Below are 21,991 nucleotides of genomic sequence, written 5' to 3'. Positions count from 1 at the left end.
CCATGAACCACGCCCTCGAAAACACCATGTACGACGTGGCGCAGCTCTTCCTGCTGCCCACCCTCGTCCTCATTGCCATCCTCTTCCTGTTTGCCTTCTGGTCCCTGGGTGAATTCGCCCTCCTCGCCTGGCGCCGACGCAGCGATGGCGGCCGGCCCCTCGTGCGGGCCTTCCGGGCCAACCGGACGCTCACCGACGACGAGCTCGACCTCCAGGCTCACACCCTCCTCGAGGCCCCCCGGGTCGCCAGCCGCGTCACCCCCATGCTGGGCCTGGTGGCCACCATGATCCCCATGGGGCCAGCGCTCAAATCCCTGTCCGACGGGGATCTGGCCCAGGTCTCCCACAACCTCACGGTGGCCTTCTCGGCGGTCATCCTCGCCCTCATCGCCGCGTCGATCACTTTCTGGGTCACCAACGTGCGACGACGCTGGCTGGCCGAGGAAATGGTCCTCATCGCCCGCCTGCGCCAAGAGAGCTGAACCATGGCCCTGAAGCTCCTGCACGAACCCGACACCGAAGACCCCATCCTGTCGGTGGTCAACCTCATCGACATCTTCCTGGTCGTCATCGCCGCCCTGCTCATCACCATCGCCCGCAACCCGCTGATGAACCCCTTCAGCAAGCAGGACGTGACCGTGATCACCGATCCGGGCAAGCCGAACATGGCAATCACAATCAAGAAGGGTGAAAAGGTCGAGCAGTACAAGGCCAGCGGCGCCATCGGCAGCGGCGATGGCGAAAAGGCCGGCGTCGCCTACCGCATGAAGGACGGCTCCATCGTGTATGTCCCCGAAGGCACGGACGCACCGCACTGAACTCCTGCCCGTCCGGCTCGTCCATGCAGAACCTGGCGATTTTCCGGCCTCCACGCCCCTCCCGACCATGACCCTCCGACTTGCCTTGCTGCTGCTTTGCGTCGCTGGCGCAGCCCAGGCCACCGACCGCATCATCGACACCGCCACCGGCCGGGAGATCAGCCGTGCCGAACTGCTGGCCCAGGCCCGCCAGAGTGACTTCGTGCTCCTCGGCGAGATCCACGACAACCACCACCATCACCAGCGCCGGGCGGCCCTGATCGCCGAGCTGGCGCCCACCGCCATCGCCGCCGAACACCTGGAAGCCGGGCAGCAGGTGAGCTGGGCCCCAACCGCCGGCCCATCGGTGGCAGAGCAGCTGGGCTCTGCCGGATTCGACGCTCGATCCTGGCAGTGGCCCATCCATGAACCTCTCTTCGCCGGCCTGGCCCAGGCACGGATCGGAGTGAGCGGCGCAAACATCTCCCGCGACCTGGCCCGCCGGCTGGTGCGCGAAGGCGAGAGCGCCCTGCCCCCAACCCTCGCCGCCACCCTGGCGACAGCGCCGTTGCCGGCCTCCGCCCAAGCGACGCTGGACAAGGACCTGCTGGACGATCACTGCGGCCAGCTCCCCGCCACCCGCGTGCCGGGCATGCGCCTCGCCCAGCGCGCCCGGGACGCCGCCATGGCCGTAGGCGTCACCGCCCTGAGCGAACGCCCTGCCGTGCTGGTGGCAGGTAACGGCCACGTGCGGGCCGACTATGGCGTGCCCGTTGCCCTGGTCCGACTGCGCCCGGGGGCCCGCATCGTCAACGTCGCCTTCCTGGAGAGCGAGCGCAGCACGGAGCCGCCCCTGGCCTACACCCACCTGTGGATCACCCCGGCCGTCCAGCGGGACGATCCCTGCAAGGGCTTTCCGGCACCACGCAGCTGAGCAGCCCGGCAAAAACCCTCGACATTCAATTTTTATCGAAACCAAACTACCAACAATTCTGATTTTATTTAATTCAAACCCAAACTATCCTTGCAGGGCTGATCCCCCCAACTACAGGAGACACGAATGAAATCCTTTGCCCTGATGGGCGCCGCCCTGGCGCTGGGCCTGACCCTCGTTGCCGGCGATGCCGATGCCGCCAAGCGTTTTGGTGGCGGCAAATCGTCGGGCATGCAACGGCAGGAACTGAGCCAGCCCAAGGCCCCCACCGCCACGCCGGCCACCCCTGCCCAGCAGCCTGGCGCTGCGGCCGCTCCGGCCCGCTCCCAGGCCGCCGCCGCGGCCCCTGCCGCACAACCCAAGCGCTCCTGGATGGGCCCCCTGGCCGGTCTGGCCGCCGGTATCGGACTGGCCGCGCTGGCGTCCCACTTCGGCTTTGGTGAAGAGCTCGCCTCCATGATGATGATGGCCCTGATCGCCTTCGCTGTGATCGCCGTGATCGGCTTCTTCCTGCGCAAGCGCGCCGCCGCCAACCAGCCGGCCCTGGCCGGTGCGGGCGCCGGTGGCATGCAGTACACCGCCAACCAGGGCAGCTACGACAAGTCCCCGTCGGCCACTCCGGCCTATGGCAGTGCTGCCGCCCCTGTGGCCGCCGCCCCCGTAGCCGCCGCCGCTGCAGCAGCCACCACGGCGGCTGCCGGCAACATCCCGGCCGACTTTGACGCCGACGCCTTCGTGCGCAACGCCAAGGTCAACTTCATCCGCCTGCAGGCCGCCAATGACGCCCGCAACCTCGACGACATCCGCGAGTACACCACCCCCGAGATGTTCGCCGAGATCAAGATGAACTGGATGGATGACGGCGCGGCCGGTCAGAAGACCGACGTGGTGTCCCTCAACGCCGAGGTTGTCGATGTGACCGAGGAAGCCGAGCGCTACATCGTCAGCGTGCGCTTCACCGGCCTGCTTCGCGAAGAGACCAACGCCGCCCCCGAGGGCATCGACGAGGTGTGGCACCTCACCAAGCCCCGCAGCGGCAACAGCGGCTGGCTGGTGGCCGGCGTTCAGCAGAACAGCTGAGCCAAGGCGGCCAGGCCGCCTCGACCGACTCTGGCAGTACCCCCCTAGCCCCTGCACGAGGACTCCTCGTCGCAGGGGTCTTTTTTTGCCTGACGCACTTCAGGCGGGCGCGCCCGAGTCCTCTTCGGATGAGGCGGCTCCCCCATCCATGCCCCCCAGGCCAGCCTTGGCCGCATCGGAAATGGCCAGCACGCAGGGGTGGGTCAGACGGCGCTCCACCGAGATCGCGTAGTACTCGATGCGCACCTCCTCGGCCCGCCCCAGCACCACCAGATCACCGCTGGCCAGGGTTTCCTGCTCGATGGCCGTCGGCACCACGAAGGCCCCCACGCCGGCGCGTCCGAAGGCCGTCATCAGGGCCGTGTCGTCGAACTCACCGGCGATGCGCGGCCTCAGCCGCTTGCGGTCGAGCCAGTCCTCGAACTTGCGGCGGATCGCCGAATCCTCTCCCGGCAGCAGGGTGGGCAGGCTGCCCATGCAGGCCGGAAAGTCGGTGCTCTGCCCGTCCAGCAAGGACCGGGCCGCGATGAAGCTCAGGCCCGACTCCCCCAGTCGGTGGTTGTAGGCCCGCACATCCACCGACGGTGGAATGGGCGAATCGGCGATCACCAGGTCGAGCTTGTGGATGGCAAGCTCGGTGAGCAGCCGGTCGAGCCGCCATTCCCGGCAGATGATGCGCACCGGATCGGCCGGGTCCACCGCCGGGCGGAGCAGGCGGTAGGCAATCGACTTGGGCACCGCATCCGACACCCCCACCCGGAACTCCACCGGGCGCCCCTTGGGATAGTGGCGCAGGGCCTGCTCCAGCTCGGCGCTGAGGGAGAACATCTCGTCGGCGTACTCCATGGCCAGGCGGCCGGCCGGGGTCAGCTCAAGGGCGCGACCATCCCGCGCGAACAATTGCGTGTCGAGGCTGTCTTCCAGAAGGCGGATCTGTCCGCTGATGGTCTGCGGCGTGACGTGGAGGGCCTCCCCAGCCTTCACCACACCGCCGCTGCGGGCCGTTTTCCAGAAATAGAAGAGATGCTTTAGGTTCATCCAGGGCTCCCGGGGCGAAGATGTAACACTTCGAATATATCGAAACAATACTTCAGGTAATGCGACTTTACCTGATTGATTGATACCAATATAGTGAGCTCTCCGATACACACAGGAGACGAGAAAATGGAAGTCCAGATCAAGGCCCGTGGCCTGCCGGCAGCCAAGAACCTGCGTAATCACGCCAGCCGTCGCGTCCGTTCCGCCCTCAGCCGCTTCGGCCACGTGGTCCAGAGCGTCACCGTGCGCCTCTCCGACATCAACGGCCCCCGCGGTGGCGCCGACAAGCTGTGCCGGATCGTCATCCAGATGAAGAATCGCTCCCTCGTCATGGAAGAGCTCGGCGACGACATGCGCCGGGTCATCGACCGCCTGACCGAGCGCGTCCAGTACAACGTGGCCCGGCAGATGGACAAGCTCGCCCGGGTCAACCGCCAGATGCTGATGATCGCCGAGCCCGAGCTCGTGCCCATCAAGGCCTGATGCCCTGGGCGGATCACCGGGGAGGGCGCACCGCCCCCGGTGATTCCGGCTAGAATCGCAGCCCGAACGCCATCTGCGGGGCCAACTGCCCCGCCATGACCGCCATGCTGCGACTCTCCGAACTCCGCCTGCCCCTCGACCATCCGGCCGAGGATCTTCCCGCCGCCATCATCCAGCGCCTGGGCATCCCGGCCAGCGCGCTCATCAGCTTCACCGTCCACAAGCGCAGCTACGACGCCCGCAAGAACGTGCGCCTCAGCTTCATCTACATCATCGATGCAGAGGTGAAGGACGAGGCGGCCGTGCTCAAGCGCTTTGCCGGCGACCTGCACGTCAAGCCGACGCCCGACATGGACTATCACTTCGTCGGCAAGGCCCCACCCGGATTCAGCCACCGGCCGGTGATCATCGGCTTTGGCCCCTGCGGCATCTTTGCCGCCCTCATCCTCGCCCAGGCCGGCTTCCGGCCCATCGTGCTGGAGCGTGGCAAGGCCGTGCGCGAGCGCACCCAGGACACCTGGGGCCTGTGGCGCAAGAACACCCTCAACCCCGAATCCAACGTGCAGTTTGGTGAAGGCGGCGCCGGCACTTTTTCGGATGGCAAGCTCTACAGCCAGATCAAAGACCCCAAGCATTACGGCCGCAAGGTGCTCACCGAGTTCGTCAAGGCCGGTGCACCGCCCGAGATCCTCTACGTGGCCAAACCCCACATCGGCACCTTCCGGCTGGTGGGCATGGTCGAGGCCATGCGCGCCGAGATCGAACAGCTGGGGGGCGAGATCCGCTTCCAGCAACGGGTCACCGACATCCGCATCGAGGACGGTCAGGTCCGCGGCGTGATCACCGCCAATGGCGACGAGATCCGGACCAACCACGTGGTGCTGGCCCTCGGGCACAGCGCCCGGGACACCTTCGAGATGCTGCACGAGCGCGGTGTTTACATGGAGGCCAAGCCCTTCTCGGTGGGCTTTCGCATCGAGCACCCCCAGAGCCTCATCGACAAGGCCCGCCTGGGGCCCCATGCCGGCCACCCGGAGCTGGGCGCCGCCGACTACAAGCTGGTGCATCACGCCTCGAATGGCCGTGCGGTGTACAGCTTCTGCATGTGCCCCGGCGGCACCGTGGTGGCCGCCACCTCGGAGCCCAACCGGGTGGTCACCAACGGCATGAGCCAGTATTCACGCAACGAGCGCAACGCCAACGCCGGCATCGTGGTGAGCATCACGCCGGACGACTACCCCGGCGGCCCGCTGGCCGGGATCGCCTTCCAGCGCGAGCTTGAAAGCCGCGCCTTCGTGCTCGGCGGCAGCACCTACGAGGCGCCGGGCCAGCTGGTCGGCGACTTCCTGAAGGGCAAGGCCTCGACGGCCCTGGGCAACGTGGAGCCCTCCTACAAGCCAGGGGTGAAGCTGGGCGATCTGTCCACCGCCCTCCCCGACTACGCCATCACCGCCATGCGTGAAGCCCTGCCGGCCTTCGACCGGCAGATCCGCGGCTTCAACATGTACGACGCGGTGCTCACCGGCGTCGAGACGCGCACCTCCTCGCCCCTGCGCATCACCCGCGGGGAAAACTGCCAGAGTCTCAATGTGAAGGGGCTGTACCCGGCGGGCGAAGGGGCGGGCTACGCGGGTGGAATCCTGTCGGCGGGCGTGGATGGCATCCGGGTTGCCGAAGCCCTGACGACCAGCCTGCTGGCCGAGGGCTGACAGCGTCGGGCGAAAGGCCGGGCGGCCCTCAGCGGGCGAGACAGGAGCGGAAGCGGTTTTCCCGGCCCAGCACCAGACGCCCGAACTCGTCGAGCAGCTTCGGGCAGATGGCGTCGGGTTTGAGGGTGAAGGTCACAAAGCCCAGCCGCTCCAGGTTGCGGGACTCCACCACCACCTCGCCCTTCTCGAAATCCGCCCGCCACACCACCTGCACACTGATTTCATCGGCCACGGTGAACAACGCCGACTCCAGCTCGCGCATGCGGTTGCGGCGCTCCTGACATTCAAACTTCAGGCCCAGATCGAAGAGCATCTGGCGCAGCCGTTCGACCGCCCCTCCGGCACGCTCCAGGCTGCGCTGCCCCGGTCCGCGGAGGGTGTAGCCCATGCTCACGCGCTCGATGCTGCCGCCCTCGCCGGTCGAGCGGGTCCGGAAGTCGGCATAGCCTTCCTGCCAGGACAGGTTGCGGATGGGATCGTCGGAGTCGAGAAGGTAGTAGTTGCGCCCCACCTGGGGCTTCAGAAAATTCAGCTGCGTGCTGAGATCCCGGCAGTAGTCGAACACCGCCCGCAACGAGCGGTCCAGGCCTTCGCGCAGCCGCTCCGCCTCCTGGGAGGCAACGCTGGCACCGCGCTGGCGCTGGGCCACTTCATCCCGCAACTGTTCGAGCAGCCCGCCACACGGCACGGACGGGGCCTCGGGCACCGGTGCCGGAGGCGGCACCTCCTGCACCACGCCACGGGGAGCAGAGGGCGTGTGCAGACCGGTGACGTCAGGAAAACCCAGATCCCGGGCGGCCCCGGAAAAATCCGCCTTCGTGCCGCGGATGCCGGTGTAGCGGGCGTCGATCTGCTGCACCCGCCGACGCGCCGCCTCGATGTCGAAAGAGGCGATATCCGCCAGCAGCGCCGCCGCATCGGCATCCAGACTCGACGTATCGCCGACCACCGCCGGTGACTCCGGCAAGGCCGGGGGCTGGGGATCGGTAAGGTCGGGCGGGGTGGCAGAAGGCTTGAAAGGCACGGCTGTCATCAAGGCGAGGAAGGGGCAAACGAAAACCCACGCATCGAAAACGGGACACGGGGGCGGGAGGCACGCTGAACAATGACGTTATTGTAATGAACTATCCGCGCTTGGGAACCCGTATCACGGCAACAGTCCCCGGGCTTGCAGCGCGACAGCGGCGGCGGTTAGACTCCGCGGCGTTTCGGGTGCCGACCCCGCGTCTGCGGGCAAGGTGAAACGGGAAGTCCGGTGACCCCGGCGGGCCTTTCGCTCGCAGGGCATTCCGGCGCAGTCCCCGCTGCTGTAAGCCTGACGACGCCTCCACACACGCCACTGGGCCTTCGGCCCGGGAAGGCCGGAGCGGGTCGCACGAAGGCGAGCCAGAAGACCGGCCCGACAACACTGGTTCAGCTGTGCCCCGGGGTGTGGGAATGGCGAGCGAAACGTCGGCCTTCCCGCGCACATCCTCACGCCCCGCGCCCGCCCAGCGGCTTCGTATCGTCCCCCTCGCCCCCTGGCCAGCCCAATGGCACGCGGAGGCGCAATGGCAGGACGCATATCGATTCACCGGATGTTCACCCACGGCAGCGGGCTGCTCGCCGCCCTCATTGCCGTCGGCAGCGCCCACGCCACCACCCTGTTCGGCGTCGTCACCGACCGCGCCGCGCCCCAGGCTGTCGAAGCCGCCCACCAGCACCTCGCCCGCCACCCCCGCGACCGCATCCTGCTGCGCACCCCTGCGCAGATCCAGGCGGCCAGCGACCGGCAGCTGCGCCAGTGGCTGGACGCCGATGCCGTACTCGCGGTCTCGGCCTTTGGTGACCCGGCAAGGCGCCTCATCGACGCCCTGCCCGCCAGCCGTGCCAGCACCGTACTGGCCATCAATGGCGAGCAACGCCTCAATCTGCTGAGCCGATCGAAGGCCGGCGCCCTGGGCAGCTTTCCCGCCGAAACCCTGCGGCAACTGGCCGCCGAGACCCCCCCGCAAGAAGCCCTCGCCGCCGCGGCAGCCGTGCCGGCGGCCCAGCAGTGGCTCGACGCCCGCCGTACCTGGCAGGCCGGTGGCAGCGACAACCTGGGCAAGCTGTTCAAGCACCTGCTGGCAGGCAGCCCCCTGCCCCCACCTCGCCCGGAGGCCAACCTGCGCCTGCGCGTCGGTGCCGTCGAACGCGTGGACGCTGACGCCTGGCAGGCCCGCCTGCTGCCCGCCGGCCCGGCCCTGGCCGTGCTGGATCTGTCCAACATCGAGTCCGGCACAGCGGCCGCGATCTGTGCTGAATCCCGCCGCCAGGGCCTGCCCTGCGCCGAGGTGCTGACCCGCTGGGGCGGCAGCTCCCGGGAGGCCATCGAGGGCCTGCCCGCCCTGCTGGCCCCCGCCCGTCCGGCCGCGCTGGTGGTGCTCCAGGATTTCGTCGTCGGCGCCGCCGAAAACCGCGAGGCCGTCACCGAGGCCCTGCAGCGCCTCGACATCCCGGTCATCAAGGCCATCCGCCTCACCGAACGCAGCGCCACCCAGTGGCGCCTGTCGCCGGAAGGCCTGCCCGTGGATTCGGTGCAATACCGGGTCGCCCTGCCGGAGCTCCAAGGCATCGGCCAGCCCATCGTGGTGTCGGCCGTGGGCGCCGGCCGCATCGACCCCGTCACCGGCGTGGAGCTGCGCCGCACCGACCCCATCCCCACCGAGATCAGCCGCCTGGTGTCCCGCGCGGCCCGCTGGCAGCAGCTCCAGGCCAAGGCCCGGGCCGACAAGCGCCTGGCCATCATCTACTACAACCATCCCCCCGGCCGGCAGAACATCGGCGCCGACAACCTGGACGTCCCGGCCTCCCTGTTCGGCATCCTGCAACGCCTGAAGGCCGAGGGCTACGACACCGGCGAGCTGCCGGCCACCCCCGAGGCCCTCCTCGACCGCATCATGGCCCACGGGGTCAACCTGCCCGAAGACAAGACCGCCCTGCGCGAGCTGGCCCGGGAAGTGGAAGGCCTCAGCGCCACCGACTACTGCCGCTGGTTTGCCGGGCTGCCGGAGCGGGTCCGGGGCGAGATGGTCTCCGGGCCCCTGGGGCGCCTCCACGCCGAAGTGCTGGAAGCCGAACGGGCCGGCGAACGCAGCCTGGGCCGCAAGCGCGTGGAGTCGGTGATGAAGGAACTCCACCACCTGGCTGAAGGCGCCGACCACCCCCGGCGGGCCGAGGCCATCGCCGGGCTGAAGGCCCTGGAGGCCGGCTACCTGGGCTGCCTCGCCGACCCGCCGCAGCAGGCCTGCAGCACGCACTCGGCCCTCGCCTGGAAGATCGTCGGCTACGGCATCGAAGGCCTCAAGGGCTGGGGCCCGGCGCCGGGCAAGGTGATGGTCAGCGACGGCAAGCTGCTGGTGCCCGGGCTCACCTTCGGCAAGGTCTTCGTCGGCCCCCAGCCGCCTCGGGGCTGGGAGGTGGATGAAGAGCTCCTCCACGCCAACACCAGCGTGCCGCCCCCCCACCAGCTCCTCGGCTTCTACCACTGGATCCGCGACATCTTCCGGGCCGATGCGGTGGTGCATCTGGGGCGCCACTCCACCTATGAATTCCTGCCCGGCAAGGCCGTCGGCCTGACCGCCGACGACTACCCCAGCCTCATCGCCGCCGACCTGCCCGGCATCTACCCCTACATCGTCGACGGCGTCGGCGAGGGCATCCAGGCCAAACGCCGGGGCCTCGCCGTGATCGTCGACCACCTCACCCCGCCCCTCTCCGCCACCCCGCTCTACGACCGGCTGCTGGAGCTGCGCCAGGTGGTGGAGAGCTTCGAGGCCGCCGGCAGCGAAAGCCTCAAGCACCAGGCCGCCCGGCGCATGCGCGAACAGGTTGCCGCCCTCAACCTGCGGGCCGAACTGGAAGCCTCCATGGCCGATGTGCTGGAGGTGCGCGGCATCGGCTTCGAAGATGCCGACGATGACCTGCTCGCCCACGAGATCGGCCACTACCTCACCAAGCTGCAGGAAAAGTTCATGCCCCACGGCCTGCACATCTTCGGGCAGGACTGGAGCGCCGATTCACTGAAGCTGATGGCCGACTCCATGAGCCAGGTGGCGGGCGGCTACGACGACGCCATCGCCGGCAAGCTCGCCGCCTCACCGCGCCTCGAAATGGAAGGCCTGCTCGCCGGCCTGGACGGACGCTTCGTGGCCCCGGGCAAGGGCAACGACCCCCTGCGCTCCCCGGAAGCCCTGCCCACCGGGCGCAACTTTCACGCCGTCGATGGCGACCTGCTGCCCACCCGGCTGGGCTACGCCCTCGGCGCCCGCCTGGCCGAACAGGCCACCGCCCGGCCCCGCAAGGCCCGGGCCGATGCCGACAGCGACGCCGTCATCCTGTGGGCTTCCGACGCCGTGCGCGATGAGGGCGCCATGGTCGCCTTCTGCCTGTCCCTACTGGGCGCCGAGCCGGTATGGAACGCCCGCGGCATCGTCACCGACGTGCGCCTGCTGGGCGATACCCCCCGGCGCGACGTGATCGTCACCACCTCCGGCCTGTTCCGCGACCTCTACCCCAACCTGCTCAGGCTGATCGACCGGGCCGGCCGCCTGGCCCTGGCCGCTTCCGCCGGCCTGATCGCCGAACAGCACCCGGAGCTCGGCACCGCCCTCGACGCCGCCCTTGCGCCCCTGGGCGGCAGCGTGGCCCGCGGCCACCAGCCCCTCGCCGACAACATCGCCGCGGCCCGCTGGCTGGCCCGCACCCGGCAGCTCAACAAGGCCGGCCTCGACATCGCCGACGCCGGCCGCAGCGCCGCCCTGCGCATCTTCGGCGACGCCCCGGGCGCCTACAGCGCCGGCGTCAACCGCCTGGCCGAACGCTCCGGCGCGTGGCGCGAGCGCAGCGAACTGGGCCAGGTCTACCTCAACCGCCTCGGCCACGCCTACGGCCTCGACGCCAGCGGCGACGCGGCCCACCAGGCCTTCGCGACGGCCCTCTCCGGCGTGGCCCGCAGCTACCACGGCCGCGCCAGCAACCTGTATGGCCTGCTCGACAACAACGACGCCTTCGACTACCTGGGCGGCATGTCGGTGGCCATCGAAACCCTCACCGGGCGCCGCCCCGAAGGCCTCATCCTGCAGCACGCCGACCCTGCCCATCCGGCCGTCGAACCCCTGACCACCGCCCTGCTGTCCGAGCTGCGTGGCCGCTACCTCAACCCGGAATGGCTCAAGCCCCTGATGAAGCACGGCTACGCCGGCGCCCGCACCATGGGCCAGGAGTTCCTGGAAAACCTGTGGGGCTGGCAGGTCACCCGCCCCGACCTGATTCAGCAATGGGCCTGGGACGAGGTCAAGGAGACCTGGTTCGACGACAAGCACAAGCTGGGGCTGCCGCGCTTCCTGGCGCAGGGGCACAACGCCCACGTCAAGGCGCAGATGCTGGCCATCTTCATGGTCGCCGCCGAGAAGGGCTTCTGGCAGGCCGACGAGGCCACCCTGAAGCAGATGGGCGGCGAGCTGGCCCGCCTGGTGGCGCGGAACGGCCTGCCCGGCAGCGGCCACACCGCCCCCAACCATCCCATGTGGAACTGGCTCAAGCCGCGCATCGACGCCGCCGACGCCGAAGCCCTCGGCGTGACCCTGGCCCGGGCCAGGGGCGAAGGGCTGGCCCCGGCGCCCGCCACGGCCACGGCCGAGCACCCGGGCGCCCGCCACCAGGCGGCAGCCGCCAGTCGCCCACAGGCCGCCGAAGCCCCACCGGCCAACGGCCCGACCGCCACACCCCCCGCGGCGCCCCCGGCACCGGCCGAACGCCATTACGAACTCCACACCCGGCCGGCCCCGGTCGCCCCCCGGCACGCCCCGCCCACGGCCCTGCTCACCCTCGCCCCGCTGCTCTTCCTCCTCGGCCTCGCCTGGAGCCGCCGCGCCCCTTCAACCTCCACCCACGTTTGATCACACCATGAACGACCTGCTCACCCTCGCCTGGCTCCACCAGGCCGTCACCTGGCTGCTCGCCCCCGTGCTGCTGGCCCTCATCGCCGCCTGCGCCATCGCCCTGGCCGAAGCCGGCCTGGCCACCGGCGAACGCCTGTGGGGCCTGCGCCGCCTCGCCGCCAGCGGCGACCTGCTGCACATCCAGCGCGTCGCCCGGCACCGCCTGGAGCGGGCCGACCTGCTCGCCCGCATCCCGCCCATGCTGGGCCTGATGGCCACCATCATCCCCCTCGGACCGGGCCTCGCCGCCCTGGGCCAGGGCAACCCCTCGGAGCTGGCCAGCGCCGTCACCACCGCCTTCGACGCCACCGTGCTGGGCCTCGTCGCCGGTATCGGCGGCCTGGTGGTGGGCAAGCTGCGCCGGCGCTGGTACGAAGAACTGCTCGAAAACCTGGAGGACGGCGAATGAGCGCTGCCCAAGCACCCGAAGGCGCCCGCCCCCAGGCCCGTCAGGGCGGAGCGCATCCGCTGCCGCCACCCCGCAAGCGCCTGCGCCTGTACTCACGCCTCGACGCCCGCTTCGACGACCGGGACGAAGACCCCCGCGCCAGCCTGGTGAACCTGGTGGATGTGATGCTGGTCTTCGCCTGCGGCCTGCTCGCCGCCCTGGCCGCCAGTACCCAGGGCGCCTTGTCCCAACCCAAGCCGGTGGACAAGGGCCGCGCCATCGAACGCCCCGCCGACGGCCAGGGGCAGGCCGGTGCCGGCATGGACCGGGTCGGCGAAGTCTTCCGCGACCCCAAGACCGGCCAGCTGATCCTCATCGAGCCGGGCCCGTCGCCCGCCCGCCCCTGACCCCCTGGGCCCCAGGCCCCCGATGCCATGCAGGATGCTTGCACCGGAACGGTGCGAGCGGTTAGACTCCGCCCCGTCAAAGGTGCCGAGCCCGCTTCCGCGGGCAAGGTGAAACGGGAAGTCCGGTGACCTCGGTGAGCATGCTCTCCCCGACCATTCCGGCGCAGCCCCCGCTGCTGTAAGCCTGACGAATCTGCTCCACGCCACTGGGTGTCCGCACCCGGGAAGGTTGGCAGAAGAGGATGAAGGCGAGCCAGAAGACCGGCCTGTGACGAGTGGTGTGGTATTGGCCCCGGGGTGTGGGTAGAGCCGACCGATGGGCTTGCCCGCTCCGCTGCGTCCGATCCGTTCCCCGCTGTTCCCGGAACCCTTCCCGACCGCGTCAGCGCCTGCCCGGCCTCGTCTGGCCGCCGGTCCGTTTCCAGGTATTTCCGCTTCTGCGCCCCCGTCGTCATGCCGCACTTCGTTCAATCCAAACGAAGGAAAGCAAGATGCACATCGAACCGGGGTACGTCGCCAGTGCCAAGATCCTCGCCGCCAACGCCGCTGCCATCGCCCTCGTCGGCAGCCAGTCGGTCCACCTCCTGAAGCAGCCGTCGCAAATCGTCCGCAGCCTGCTGGCCGCGGCCTTCTTCACCCTGGCCATGCAGGCCTTCCATCTGCCCGTCGGGCCTTCCGAGCTGCATTTTCTGGGGGCCATGCCGCTCTACCTGAGCCTCGGCTTCATCCCCACCCTGTTCGGCTTCGCCCTCGGCCTCCTCGTCCAGGGCCTGCTCTTCAATCCCTCCGACCTCGCCCACCTGGGGGTCAACTTCCTGTCCCTGTCCCTGCCCCTGGTGCTGGTCCATGCCACCTTCGGCCAGCGCCTCGGCGCGCTGTCCGTGCGCAACATCATGAAGCTCGACGCGGCCTACTACGCCGGCGTGACCCTGATGGTGGGCTTCTGGCTGGCCCTGGGCGAGGTGGCCACGCCCCTCTCAGCCTGGCTGGCCTTCGCAGCGTCCTACGCCAGCATCGTCGCCATCGAACCGGTGATCACGCTGCTCCTGCTGCAGGCCCTCGCCCGCCGTCCGGACAGCCTCTCCCTGCCCCCTTCCCTCCCCCTGCGGAGCCTCTGAGCCATGACCGGCAAGGTCTGGTTCGTGGGCGCGGGCCCCGGCGACCCGGAGCTACTCACCCTAAAGGGCCGCCACCTGCTGCAGTCGGCCGGTGCCGTGCTGTTCGCCGGCTCCCTGGTCAATCAGGCAGCGACCCTGTTCACCCCGCCGGGCTGCGAGATCCGCGACTCCAAGGACATGACCCTGGAAGAGATGACCGCCTGGCTCACCCGGCAGGCGGCCCGCCACGCCTGCGTGGTGCGCCTGCAGACCGGCGACCCCGGGCTGTATGGGGCCCTGGTGGAGATGACCCGCCCCCTCACCGCCGCCGGCATCGACTGGGCGGTGGTGCCGGGCGTGTCGTCGGCCTTTGCCTCGGCCGCGGCCGCCGGCGAGACCCTGACCCTACCGGAAGTCACCCAGACGGTGATCCTCACCCGCATGGCCGGGCGCACGCCCATGCCCCCCGGGGAAGACCTGGAAGCCCTGGCCGCCCACGGCACCACCCTGTGCATCTTCCTGTCCATCACCCTGCTGCATGAAGTCCAGGGCGCCCTGCGCGCCGCTGGCTGGGCCGAGGACTCGCCCATCCTGGTGGTGCAGAAGGCCAGCTGGCCGGACGAGGAGAAGATCGTCCGCGGCACCCTGGCCGACATCAAGCGGCGCTGCCAGGCCGAAAAGATCGCCAGCCAGGCCATGATCATCGCCAGCCCCACCCTGGGCGCCGCCGACTGGCCGACCCTGGCCCGCTCCCGCCTCTACGACCCCGGCTTCAGCCACCGCTTCCGCAAGGCCTCTGCCCCGGAGACCCCCGCATGAAAGACACCACCCTCCTCCTGGTCGGCCACGGCTCCCGCAATCGGGCCGGCAACGCCGAGATCCAGCAGTTCGCCAGCGCCTGGCGCGCCCTCCACCCTGACTGGCGCATCGACGTGTGCTTCATCGAACACGCCGACATCCTGGTGCCCGCCGGCCTCGACCGCGCCGCCACCGGCAGCCGGCGGGTCATCGTGCTGCCCTTCATCCTCAACGCCGCCGGCCACGTCAAGATGGAGCTGCCCGCCGCCATCGCCGCAGCCCGCCAGCGCCACCCAGCCGTCGATTTCGCCTGCACCCGCCACCTGGGCATGGGCCGGGAGATCCTGGCCGTGCTGCAGGCCCAGCTCGACCGCCTGATGCAAAGCCTGGCCATGCCCGACCCCCGGACCACCGGGGTGATCCTGCTGGGCCGGGGCTCCTCCGACGCCGGCGCCAACGGTGAGCTGGCGCGCATGAGCCGCTGGCTCTTCGAGGACAACGACCACGAGCTGGTGGACCTGGCCTTCACCGGCGTCACCTGGCCACGCCTCGAGACGGTCGTCCAACGCCAGCAGCACCTGGGCATGGGGCAGATCTGCATCGTCCCGGTGTATCTCTTCACCGGCGTGCTGATGGAGCGCATCCACGCCCAGGTGGCCCGCCTGCGCAGCCAGCACCCGCAGACGGCCTTTGCCCTGGGCACCCACTTCGGCTTCGACAAGGGGGTATTCGCGCTCCTCGATGCCCGGGTGGCCGACGCAGGCCTGCCCGAAGGCGGCCTGCTCGAATGCGACGGCTGCAAGTATCGCCAGGCCGCCGAGGCCGAGCACCTCCACGACCACAGCCACACCGGCTGCGACCACCACCACGGCCACCACGCCGGGCATGCCCACGCCTGAGTCCGCCATGACGACAGCCAACACCGTCACCGAACAGCTCACCGCCGCCGGCCGGGCCATCGAGCACGACTCCTTCGCCATCATCGACCGGGAGGTGGGCCGCCACGCCTACCGCCCCGAACAGTGGCCCCTGGTGCGGCGCATGATCCACGCCAACGCCGACTTCGAGTTCAACGGCCTCACCGCCTTCCACCCCGCCGCCATGACTGCCGGCCTGGCCCGCATCCTGGCCGGCGACACGCCCCTGGTGGCCGACGTGGAGATGATCTGCGTCGGCCTGTCGGCACCGCGCCTTGCCCACTTCGGCGTCCACACCCACCAGTTCATCTCCGACCCCGACGTGATCGCCGCGGCCCGGGCCGACGACACCACCCGGGCCGTGCAGGCCATGCGCAAGGCCTGGCGCCGGGGACTACTCGACGGCGCCATCATCGGCATCGGCAACGCCCCCACGGCCCTGATCGAGGTGGTCCGTCTGATCCGCGAGGAAGGCCTGCGCCCGGCCCTGGTGGTCGGCATGCCGGTCGGCTTCGTCTCGGCCGCCGAATCCAAGGACCTGCTGATGGAGATCGATAGCGTGCCGTGGATCACCATCCGCGGCCGCAAGGGCGGCTCGACCCTGGTGGTGGCGGCCATCCACGCCCTCCTCGGCCTGGCCGAAGCCTATCAGCAGCCGGCGGCGTGAGGGTGCCATGAGCGCAGGTCACGCCACCGCCGAGAAAGTCCGCAAGGGCGACCCCAAACGGGATCGCGGCAACCGCACGGGCTTCTCCACTGGCGCCAACTCGGCCGCCGCGGCCGCCGCCGCCACCCTCGGGCTGGTGCACGGCCGGGTGCCGGACGCCGTGGAGTGCGTGCTGCCCAACACCCAGCGGGTGCGCTTCACCATCACCGATGGCTGGACCGACGGCCTGCGCGCCCGGGCCGTCAGCATCAAGGACGCCGGCGATGACCCCGACGCCACCAACGGCGCCCACCTCACCGCCGAAGTCGAACGCCTGCCCGGCGCCGAAGGCCGGATCGTGCTGCGCGGGGGCCCCGGCGTCGGCACCGTCACCAAGCCCGGTCTGGGCCTCGACGTGGGCGGCCCGGCCATCAACCCGGTGCCCCGCCGCAACATCACCGACAACGTGCGTGCCGCCGGCAGCGCCATCCTCGCCACCGGCGACGGCCTGGCGGTGACCATCTCGGTGCCCGGCGGCGAGGTGATGGCCACCAAGACCCTCAACGCCCGCCTGGGCATCCTGGGGGGCATCTCCATCCTCGGCACCACCGGCATCGTGCGCCCCTACTCCACCGCCGCCTTCCGGGCCAGCGTGGTGCAGGCCGTCGATGTGGCCGCCAACCAGGGCCAGACCAGCGTGGTGTTCACCACCGGCGGGCGCACCGAAAAATGCGCCATGCGCTGCTTTCCCGCGCTGGACGAGGCCTGCTTCGTGCAGATGGGCGACTTCGTCAAGGCCGCCTTCCAGACCGCGGTGAAGCAGGGCATGCAGCACATCATCGTCGGCGCCATGGTGGGCAAGCTCACCAAGATTGCCCAGGGCCTGTCGGTCACCCATGCCTGGCGCGAGGAGGTGGACCGGGAGCTGATCGCCTCCGCTGCCGCCGAGGTGGGTGCCCCGCCCGACCTGGTGGACGAGATCCGCGCCGCCGAGACCGCCCGCTTTGCCGCCGAACGCCTGGCCGAGCTGGACCTGACCGTGGCCTTCCACCGGGCCCTGGCCAGCCGGGCCATCCACAGCCTGCGCCAGCGCTACCCCGGCCCCCACCGCCTCACCGTGCTCGCCTGCAACTTCGAAGGCGTGCCCATCGTCACCGTGGAAGAACATGAACTCGCCTGAACCCTGCCGCCTGATCGGCATCCTCGACGACGGCTGGGCCGGCCTGGGCGACCTGGCCCGCGCCCACCTGATTGAATGTGACCTGCTGATCGGCGCCCGCCGCACGCTTGATCTCGTTGCCCCCCACCTCCCCTCCCGGGTGGAACAACGAGTGATGGACGGCCTCCTCGGCCGTGTCCCCGAGTGGGTCCGTGCGGCGCGGGGCGCCGGCCAATCCTGCGCCGTGCTCGCCACCGGCGACCCCCTGTGCCACGGCATCGCCGGCTTCCTGGGCGGCAGGCTGGGCGCCGGGGCCATCGCCGTGCATCCGGCCCCGTCCACCCTGCAGCTGGCCTTTGCCCGCCTCGGCCAGAGCTGGCAGGGCGCCGCCATCGTCTCGGTGCACGGCCACGACGCCGGCGAATGGCAGCCCGGCGCAGGCCCCGACCACGGCCTCTACCCCCTGATGCGCGCCGCCTCGCAGCAGCGCCTCATCGGCGCCTTCACCAGCCCGGCCAACAGCCCCGACCGCATCGCCCGGGCGCTGATCATGGCGGGCCTGGGCGACGACTTCCGCATGTCGGTGGCGGCCCGCCTGGCCCTGCCCGACGAGGTGGTGCATACCGGCCTGCCCCTGGCCGAGGCCGCCGGGCAGCGCTTTGCCGACCCGAACATCGTGGTGCTGGAACGCATCGGCCCGCCCGAGCGCTGCGCCACCTTCGGCTTCGACGACAGCGACTTCATCCAGCGCGCCCCCGAAAAAGGCCTGATCACCAAGCAGGAAGCCCGTGCCCTGTCCCTGGCCAAGCTGGGCCTGTGCCCCGACAGCCTGGTGTGGGACATCGGCGCCGGTTCGGGCTCGGTGGGGCTGGAAGCCGCCCGCCTGGCGCGCAACGGGCACGTCTGGGCCATCGAGAAGAACCCCGGTGACGCCGCCAACGCCCGCGCCAACGCGCTGCGCCTGCGTGCCACCAACTACACCCTGGTCGAGGGCAAGGCCCCGGCCGGGCTCGACGCCTGGCCCGACCCCGACGCGGTGTTCATCGGCGGCTCGGGGGGCGAGCTGGCCGGGCTGATCCGCCTGATCCTCCAGCGCCTGCGCCCCGCCGGCCGGCTGGTGATGAACTTCGTGACCCTGGAAAACCTCGCCACCGCCACCGCCACCCTGGCCGAGGCCGGCGCCACCTGGGAGGTGGTCCAGCTGCAGGCGGCCCGCAGCCAGCCCATCCTCGACATGCACCGCCTCGCCGCCCAGAACCCGGTGTGGATCGTCTCTGCCGCAAAGGAAAGTCCATGAACACCCCGCTTCCCGGGCGCCTCATCGGCGCCTCCCTTGGCCCCGGCGACCCTGAGCTGATCACCCGCCGGGCCTGGGCCGCCCTGCAATCCGGCGCCCGCTGGCTGTACCCGGTCAAGAAGGCCGAGGAGGCCTCCTACGCCCTGGGCATCGTCCAGCGCGGCGGGCTGGCGGTGCCCGCCGACGCCGAGCCCCTGGTGTTTCCCATGACCCGCGACCCGGTGGCCCTGGCCAGGGCCTGGGCCCGCGCCGCCACCCGCACGGTCGAGCTGCTGCAGGAAGGGCGCGACCTGGTCTTCCTGGTCGAAGGGGACGCCTCCACCTTCGCCACCTTCGGCCACCTGGCCCGGGTGGTGCGGGAGCTCGCCCCCGACGTGGCCGTGGAGACCATCCCCGGCGTGAGCTCCTTTGCCGCCGCCGCCGCGGCCACCGGCCTCACCCTGGCCGAGGAGGACGAGACCTTCGCCGTCATCCCGGCCGCCTACGGGGTCGAGCTGATCGACCGGCTGCTGGGCGACTTCGACACCCTGGTGCTGCTCAAGGTCAAGCCGCTCCTCGACGAGGTGCTCGCGCTGCTCGAGGCACGCGGGCTGCTGGCCAGCAGCTGCTTCATCGAGAAGGTCGGCGCCCCCGACGAGCGGATCGTCCACGACGTGCGGCGCCTCGCCGGCGAGAAGGTGAACTACCTGTCCCTGCTGCTCGTGCATAACCCCGGCCGGGCCCGCGGCACCCTGCGCCGGGGCTGCCGCAAGCGCCCGGCCGCCACCACCACCACTGACGCCCTCACTGCCGCGAGCCCGCAATGACCCAGCACCTGCCCTTTGCCAACGACCGCATCGCCGTCGTCTCCATCACCCGCCACGGCATCGCCCTGGCCGGCCACGTGGTCGCCGCGCTGCCCGGCGCCCGGCTGTTCGCCCCCGAGAAATTCGCCCCCGAAGCCCACGCCGCCGCCCCCGGCGCCGCGGCCTGCTACGCCGGCAAGACGGCCGAGCAGATCCCCATCCTGTTCTCCAACTTCGACGGCATCGTCGCCATCGTGTCCCTGGGGGCCATGGTGCGGCTGGTGGCGCCCTACCTGGTACGCAAGGAGTCCGACCCCGGCGTGGTGGTCATCGACGAGGCCGGGCGCTTCGTCATCCCCATGCTGTCGGGCCACCTGGGCGGCGCCAACGCGCTGGCCGGCGCCCTGGCCCACGCCCTCGACGCCACGCCGGTGCTCACCACCGCCTCCGACGCCCGCCAGACCCTGGCCGTGGACCTGCTGGGCCGCGAGCTGGGCTGGACCTTCGAGGCCAGCCACGACGAGATCGTCCGGGCCAGTGCCGCCGTGGTGAATGACGAACCGGTGGCGGTCGTGCAGGAGGTCGGCAGCGCCGACTGGTGGCCGCGCCACGCCAACGGCCGCAATGGGCCACTGCCGGCCAACCTGTTCTCCTTCAGCCGGCTCGAAGACATCACCCCGGAACGCTTCGGCGCCGTGCTGTGGATCAGCCACCGGCCCATGCCGGCCGAGCTGGCCCCGCGCCTGGCCGGCAAGCGGGTGATCTACCGGCCGCCGGTGAGCCCATGAGCCGCGTCGGCCCCATTGCCCTGGGGATCGGCTGCGACCGGGGCACGCCGGCCGCCACCCTGGCCTGGGCGGTGGTGGATGCCCTGGCGAGCTGCCAGGCCAGCCTCGCCGACGTGGTCGCCGTGGCCAGCATCGACCTGAAGGCCGATGAGCCCGGGCTGCACGCCCTGGCCCGCTGGCAGGGCTGGACCATCCGCTTCTACCCCGCAGCCGAGCTGGCAGCCGTGGCCGTGCCCCACCCGTCCGAAACCGTGCGCAAATACACCGGCACGCCCTCGGTCTCCGAGGCCGCGGCCCTGCTCGCGGCGGGCGCCGAAATGAGCCAGCTGCTGCTGGAAAAGCACAAGTACCGCGGCCCCGACGGCCGCAACGCCACCATCTCCATCGCAAGGATTCCCCAATGAACGACACCCCCGCCCCCCGTGGCCGGATCATGCTCGTCGGCCTCGGCCCGGGCAGCCACGCGCACCTCACCGCCCGCGCCCGCGAGGCCATCGCCGAAGCCGACACGGTCATCGGCTACGTCACCTACATCCGCCTGGTGGCCGACCTGCTCGAGGGCAAGGAGGTCATCAGGAAGTCGATGACCGAGGAACTGGACCGGGCCATCGAGGCCTTCGAGCGCGCCCGCCAGGGCCGCAAAGTGGCCCTCATCTCCTCCGGCGACGCCGGCGTGTATGGCATGGCCGGGCCCACCTTCGAGGTGCTGTTCCAGGCCGGCTGGACGCCCGATTCGGACATCGAGGTGGAGATCATCCCCGGCGCCTCGGCCCTCAACACCTGCGCCGCCCTGGTGGGCGCTCCGCTCACCCACGACTTCTGCGCCATCAGCCTGTCCGACCTGCTCACCCCCTGGCCGGTGATCGCCCGGCGCCTCGACGCCGTGGCCGCCGCGGATTTCGTGGTGGCCCTCTACAACCCCAAGAGCGGCCGCCGCACCCGTCAGATCGTCGAGGCCCAGCGCCTCTTCCTGCGCCACCGCCACCCGGACACCCCGGTGGCCATCGTCAAATCGGCCTACCGGCCGAAGCAGCGTGTCGAGCTCACCACCCTGGCGCGGATGACCGACGCCGACATCGGCATGCTATCCACCGTGCTCATCGGCAACGCCAGCACCTTTGTCCGCCACGGCCTGATGGTCACGCCCCGGGGCTACGCCAACAAATACGACGTGGACAGCGGCGCCACCCGCGACGGCGAGAAGGCCGGCCGCTCCCTGTCCACCGGCCTCGAAGGCTGGCTGGCCAGCCTGCGGGCCAGCGCCTGCAGCGCAGCCGAGCTGGCCGCCGAACACCGCCTGCCCGAGGACTACATCACCGCGCTGCTGGCCGACGCCGGCACCGACACCGAAGAGGCCGCCGCATGAACGCCCCCGTCAAACCGAGCATCGGCAGCTACCGCCGCCACCTGCTGGTGTGCACCGGCCCGCGCTGCGCCGCCGACGGGCAGGCCCAGGCACTGTTCGACAGCCTCGGCGCCCGCTTCAAGGCCGCCGGACTCGACCAGGGCGATCTCCGCGTCAAGCGCAGCCGGGCCGCCTGCTTTGCCGCCTGCAAAGGCGGGCCCATCCTGTGCGTGCAGCCCGACGGCACCTGGTACTACGGCGTCACCGATGCGGTGATGGAGCGCATCATCACCGAACATCTGGTGGGCGGCGAGCCCGTGCGCGACCATGTCTTCCATCAGGCAGAAACCTCCGACTGAG

Annotated in this window: 22 protein-coding genes and 2 riboswitches; of the genes, 20 read left to right on the top strand and 2 right to left on the bottom strand. The window is 70.4% G+C overall.

Features of this window, described 5'->3' with window-relative positions; all coding sequences use genetic code 11:
• Positions 1 to 2: 2 nt before the first annotated feature.
• The 4 genes from L6Q67_RS08655 to L6Q67_RS08640 all read left to right on the top strand — a co-directional run bounded on the left by L6Q67_RS08655 (position 3) and on the right by L6Q67_RS08640 (position 2,811).
• Positions 3 to 482, top strand: coding sequence for a MotA/TolQ/ExbB proton channel family protein (locus L6Q67_RS08655; protein WP_296568111.1), 480 nt, complete (start codon positions 3 to 5; stop codon positions 480 to 482).
• 3 nt (positions 483 to 485) lie between these two features.
• Positions 486 to 818 carry a DUF2149 domain-containing protein gene (locus L6Q67_RS08650; protein WP_296568109.1) on the top strand — a complete coding sequence of 111 codons (333 nt, stop codon included), beginning with the start codon at positions 486 to 488 and terminating at the stop codon, positions 816 to 818.
• A 67-nt stretch (positions 819 to 885) separates the two neighbouring features.
• Positions 886 to 1,731: a ChaN family lipoprotein gene (locus L6Q67_RS08645; RefSeq protein ID WP_296568107.1), complete on the top strand. Its 846-nt coding sequence runs from the start codon at positions 886 to 888 to the stop codon at positions 1,729 to 1,731.
• A gap of 126 nt (positions 1,732 to 1,857) precedes the next feature.
• Positions 1,858 to 2,811 carry a Tim44 domain-containing protein gene (locus L6Q67_RS08640; protein ID WP_296568105.1) on the top strand — a complete coding sequence of 318 codons (954 nt, stop codon included), beginning with the start codon at positions 1,858 to 1,860 and terminating at the stop codon, positions 2,809 to 2,811.
• Between the two features lie 99 nt (positions 2,812 to 2,910).
• On the opposite strand, the gene nhaR is transcribed toward L6Q67_RS08640, so the two are convergent.
• Positions 2,911 to 3,849: a transcriptional activator NhaR gene (gene nhaR / locus L6Q67_RS08635; RefSeq protein ID WP_296568103.1), complete on the bottom strand. Its 939-nt coding sequence runs from the start codon at positions 3,847 to 3,849 to the stop codon at positions 2,911 to 2,913.
• 126 nt (positions 3,850 to 3,975) lie between these two features.
• Between nhaR and L6Q67_RS08630 the strand changes: the two genes are divergently transcribed.
• Positions 3,976 to 4,332, top strand: coding sequence for an HPF/RaiA family ribosome-associated protein (locus L6Q67_RS08630; RefSeq protein ID WP_296568101.1), 357 nt, complete (start codon positions 3,976 to 3,978; stop codon positions 4,330 to 4,332).
• A gap of 104 nt (positions 4,333 to 4,436) precedes the next feature.
• On the top strand, positions 4,437 to 6,041 hold the full coding sequence (locus L6Q67_RS08625; RefSeq protein WP_296568266.1) for an NAD(P)/FAD-dependent oxidoreductase: 1,605 nt from the start codon (positions 4,437 to 4,439) through the stop codon (positions 6,039 to 6,041).
• A 28-nt stretch (positions 6,042 to 6,069) separates the two neighbouring features.
• Here L6Q67_RS08625 and L6Q67_RS08620 read toward each other — a convergent pair whose 3' ends face one another.
• Positions 6,070 to 7,065 (bottom strand): hypothetical protein, encoded by a 996-nt coding sequence (locus tag L6Q67_RS08620; RefSeq protein WP_296568099.1) that lies wholly within the window; start codon positions 7,063 to 7,065, stop codon positions 6,070 to 6,072.
• Between the two features lie 169 nt (positions 7,066 to 7,234).
• Positions 7,235 to 7,459, top strand: a riboswitch (cobalamin riboswitch).
• A gap of 132 nt (positions 7,460 to 7,591) precedes the next feature.
• On the opposite strand from L6Q67_RS08620, the gene L6Q67_RS08615 reads away from it, so the two are divergent.
• The 14 genes from L6Q67_RS08615 to L6Q67_RS08550 all read left to right on the top strand — a co-directional run bounded on the left by L6Q67_RS08615 (position 7,592) and on the right by L6Q67_RS08550 (position 21,990).
• Entirely contained in the window at positions 7,592 to 11,962 is a 4,371-nt protein-coding gene (locus tag L6Q67_RS08615) for a cobaltochelatase subunit CobN (protein WP_296568097.1), read from the top strand.
• Between the two features lie 7 nt (positions 11,963 to 11,969).
• Entirely contained in the window at positions 11,970 to 12,413 is a 444-nt protein-coding gene (locus L6Q67_RS08610) for a MotA/TolQ/ExbB proton channel family protein (protein WP_296568096.1), read from the top strand.
• Entirely contained in the window at positions 12,410 to 12,799 is a 390-nt protein-coding gene (locus L6Q67_RS08605; RefSeq protein WP_296568095.1) for a hypothetical protein, read from the top strand. Before L6Q67_RS08610 ends, L6Q67_RS08605 begins: the two co-directional genes overlap by 4 nt.
• 63 nt (positions 12,800 to 12,862) lie before the next feature.
• A riboswitch (cobalamin riboswitch) is annotated at positions 12,863 to 13,084 on the top strand.
• 206 nt (positions 13,085 to 13,290) lie between these two features.
• Positions 13,291 to 13,917, top strand: coding sequence for an energy-coupling factor ABC transporter permease (locus L6Q67_RS08600; RefSeq protein WP_296568093.1), 627 nt, complete (start codon positions 13,291 to 13,293; stop codon positions 13,915 to 13,917).
• Between the two features lie 3 nt (positions 13,918 to 13,920).
• Complete coding sequence (gene cobM, locus L6Q67_RS08595) at positions 13,921 to 14,715, top strand: precorrin-4 C(11)-methyltransferase (protein WP_296568092.1); 795 nt, start codon at positions 13,921 to 13,923, stop codon at positions 14,713 to 14,715.
• Entirely contained in the window at positions 14,712 to 15,593 is an 882-nt protein-coding gene (locus L6Q67_RS08590; RefSeq protein ID WP_296568091.1) for a sirohydrochlorin chelatase, read from the top strand. The genes cobM and L6Q67_RS08590 overlap by 4 nt, the downstream gene beginning before the upstream one ends.
• 7 nt (positions 15,594 to 15,600) lie before the next feature.
• Positions 15,601 to 16,278: a precorrin-8X methylmutase gene (locus L6Q67_RS08585; RefSeq protein ID WP_296568090.1), complete on the top strand. Its 678-nt coding sequence runs from the start codon at positions 15,601 to 15,603 to the stop codon at positions 16,276 to 16,278.
• 7 nt (positions 16,279 to 16,285) lie between these two features.
• Entirely contained in the window at positions 16,286 to 17,437 is a 1,152-nt protein-coding gene (locus L6Q67_RS08580; RefSeq protein WP_296568088.1) for a cobalt-precorrin-5B (C(1))-methyltransferase, read from the top strand.
• Positions 17,424 to 18,713: a precorrin-6y C5,15-methyltransferase (decarboxylating) subunit CbiE gene (gene cbiE / locus L6Q67_RS08575; RefSeq protein WP_296568086.1), complete on the top strand. Its 1,290-nt coding sequence runs from the start codon at positions 17,424 to 17,426 to the stop codon at positions 18,711 to 18,713. The genes L6Q67_RS08580 and cbiE overlap by 14 nt, the downstream gene beginning before the upstream one ends.
• Complete coding sequence (cobI, locus tag L6Q67_RS08570) at positions 18,710 to 19,519, top strand: precorrin-2 C(20)-methyltransferase (RefSeq protein WP_296568084.1); 810 nt, start codon at positions 18,710 to 18,712, stop codon at positions 19,517 to 19,519. Before cbiE ends, cobI begins: the two co-directional genes overlap by 4 nt.
• Positions 19,516 to 20,286, top strand: coding sequence for a cobalamin biosynthesis central domain-containing protein (locus L6Q67_RS08565; protein ID WP_296568083.1), 771 nt, complete (start codon positions 19,516 to 19,518; stop codon positions 20,284 to 20,286). The genes cobI and L6Q67_RS08565 overlap by 4 nt, the downstream gene beginning before the upstream one ends.
• Positions 20,283 to 20,690 carry a cobalamin biosynthesis protein gene (locus L6Q67_RS08560; protein WP_296568081.1) on the top strand — a complete coding sequence of 136 codons (408 nt, stop codon included), beginning with the start codon at positions 20,283 to 20,285 and terminating at the stop codon, positions 20,688 to 20,690. The genes L6Q67_RS08565 and L6Q67_RS08560 overlap by 4 nt, the downstream gene beginning before the upstream one ends.
• Positions 20,687 to 21,652 (top strand): precorrin-3B C(17)-methyltransferase, encoded by a 966-nt coding sequence (gene cobJ, locus L6Q67_RS08555; protein WP_296568079.1) that lies wholly within the window; start codon positions 20,687 to 20,689, stop codon positions 21,650 to 21,652. The genes L6Q67_RS08560 and cobJ overlap by 4 nt, the downstream gene beginning before the upstream one ends.
• A complete protein-coding gene (locus L6Q67_RS08550; RefSeq protein ID WP_296568077.1) occupies positions 21,649 to 21,990 on the top strand; it encodes a (2Fe-2S) ferredoxin domain-containing protein in 342 nt (113 codons plus the stop codon). The genes cobJ and L6Q67_RS08550 overlap by 4 nt, the downstream gene beginning before the upstream one ends.
• Position 21,991: the final 1 nt, after the last annotated feature.

Source organism: Zoogloea sp., from assembly GCF_023150065.1.
GTDB lineage: Bacteria > Pseudomonadota > Gammaproteobacteria > Burkholderiales > Rhodocyclaceae > Zoogloea.
Note: the sequence above shows the minus strand (reverse complement) of the source record. Positions and strands in the feature narration are given on the sequence as shown.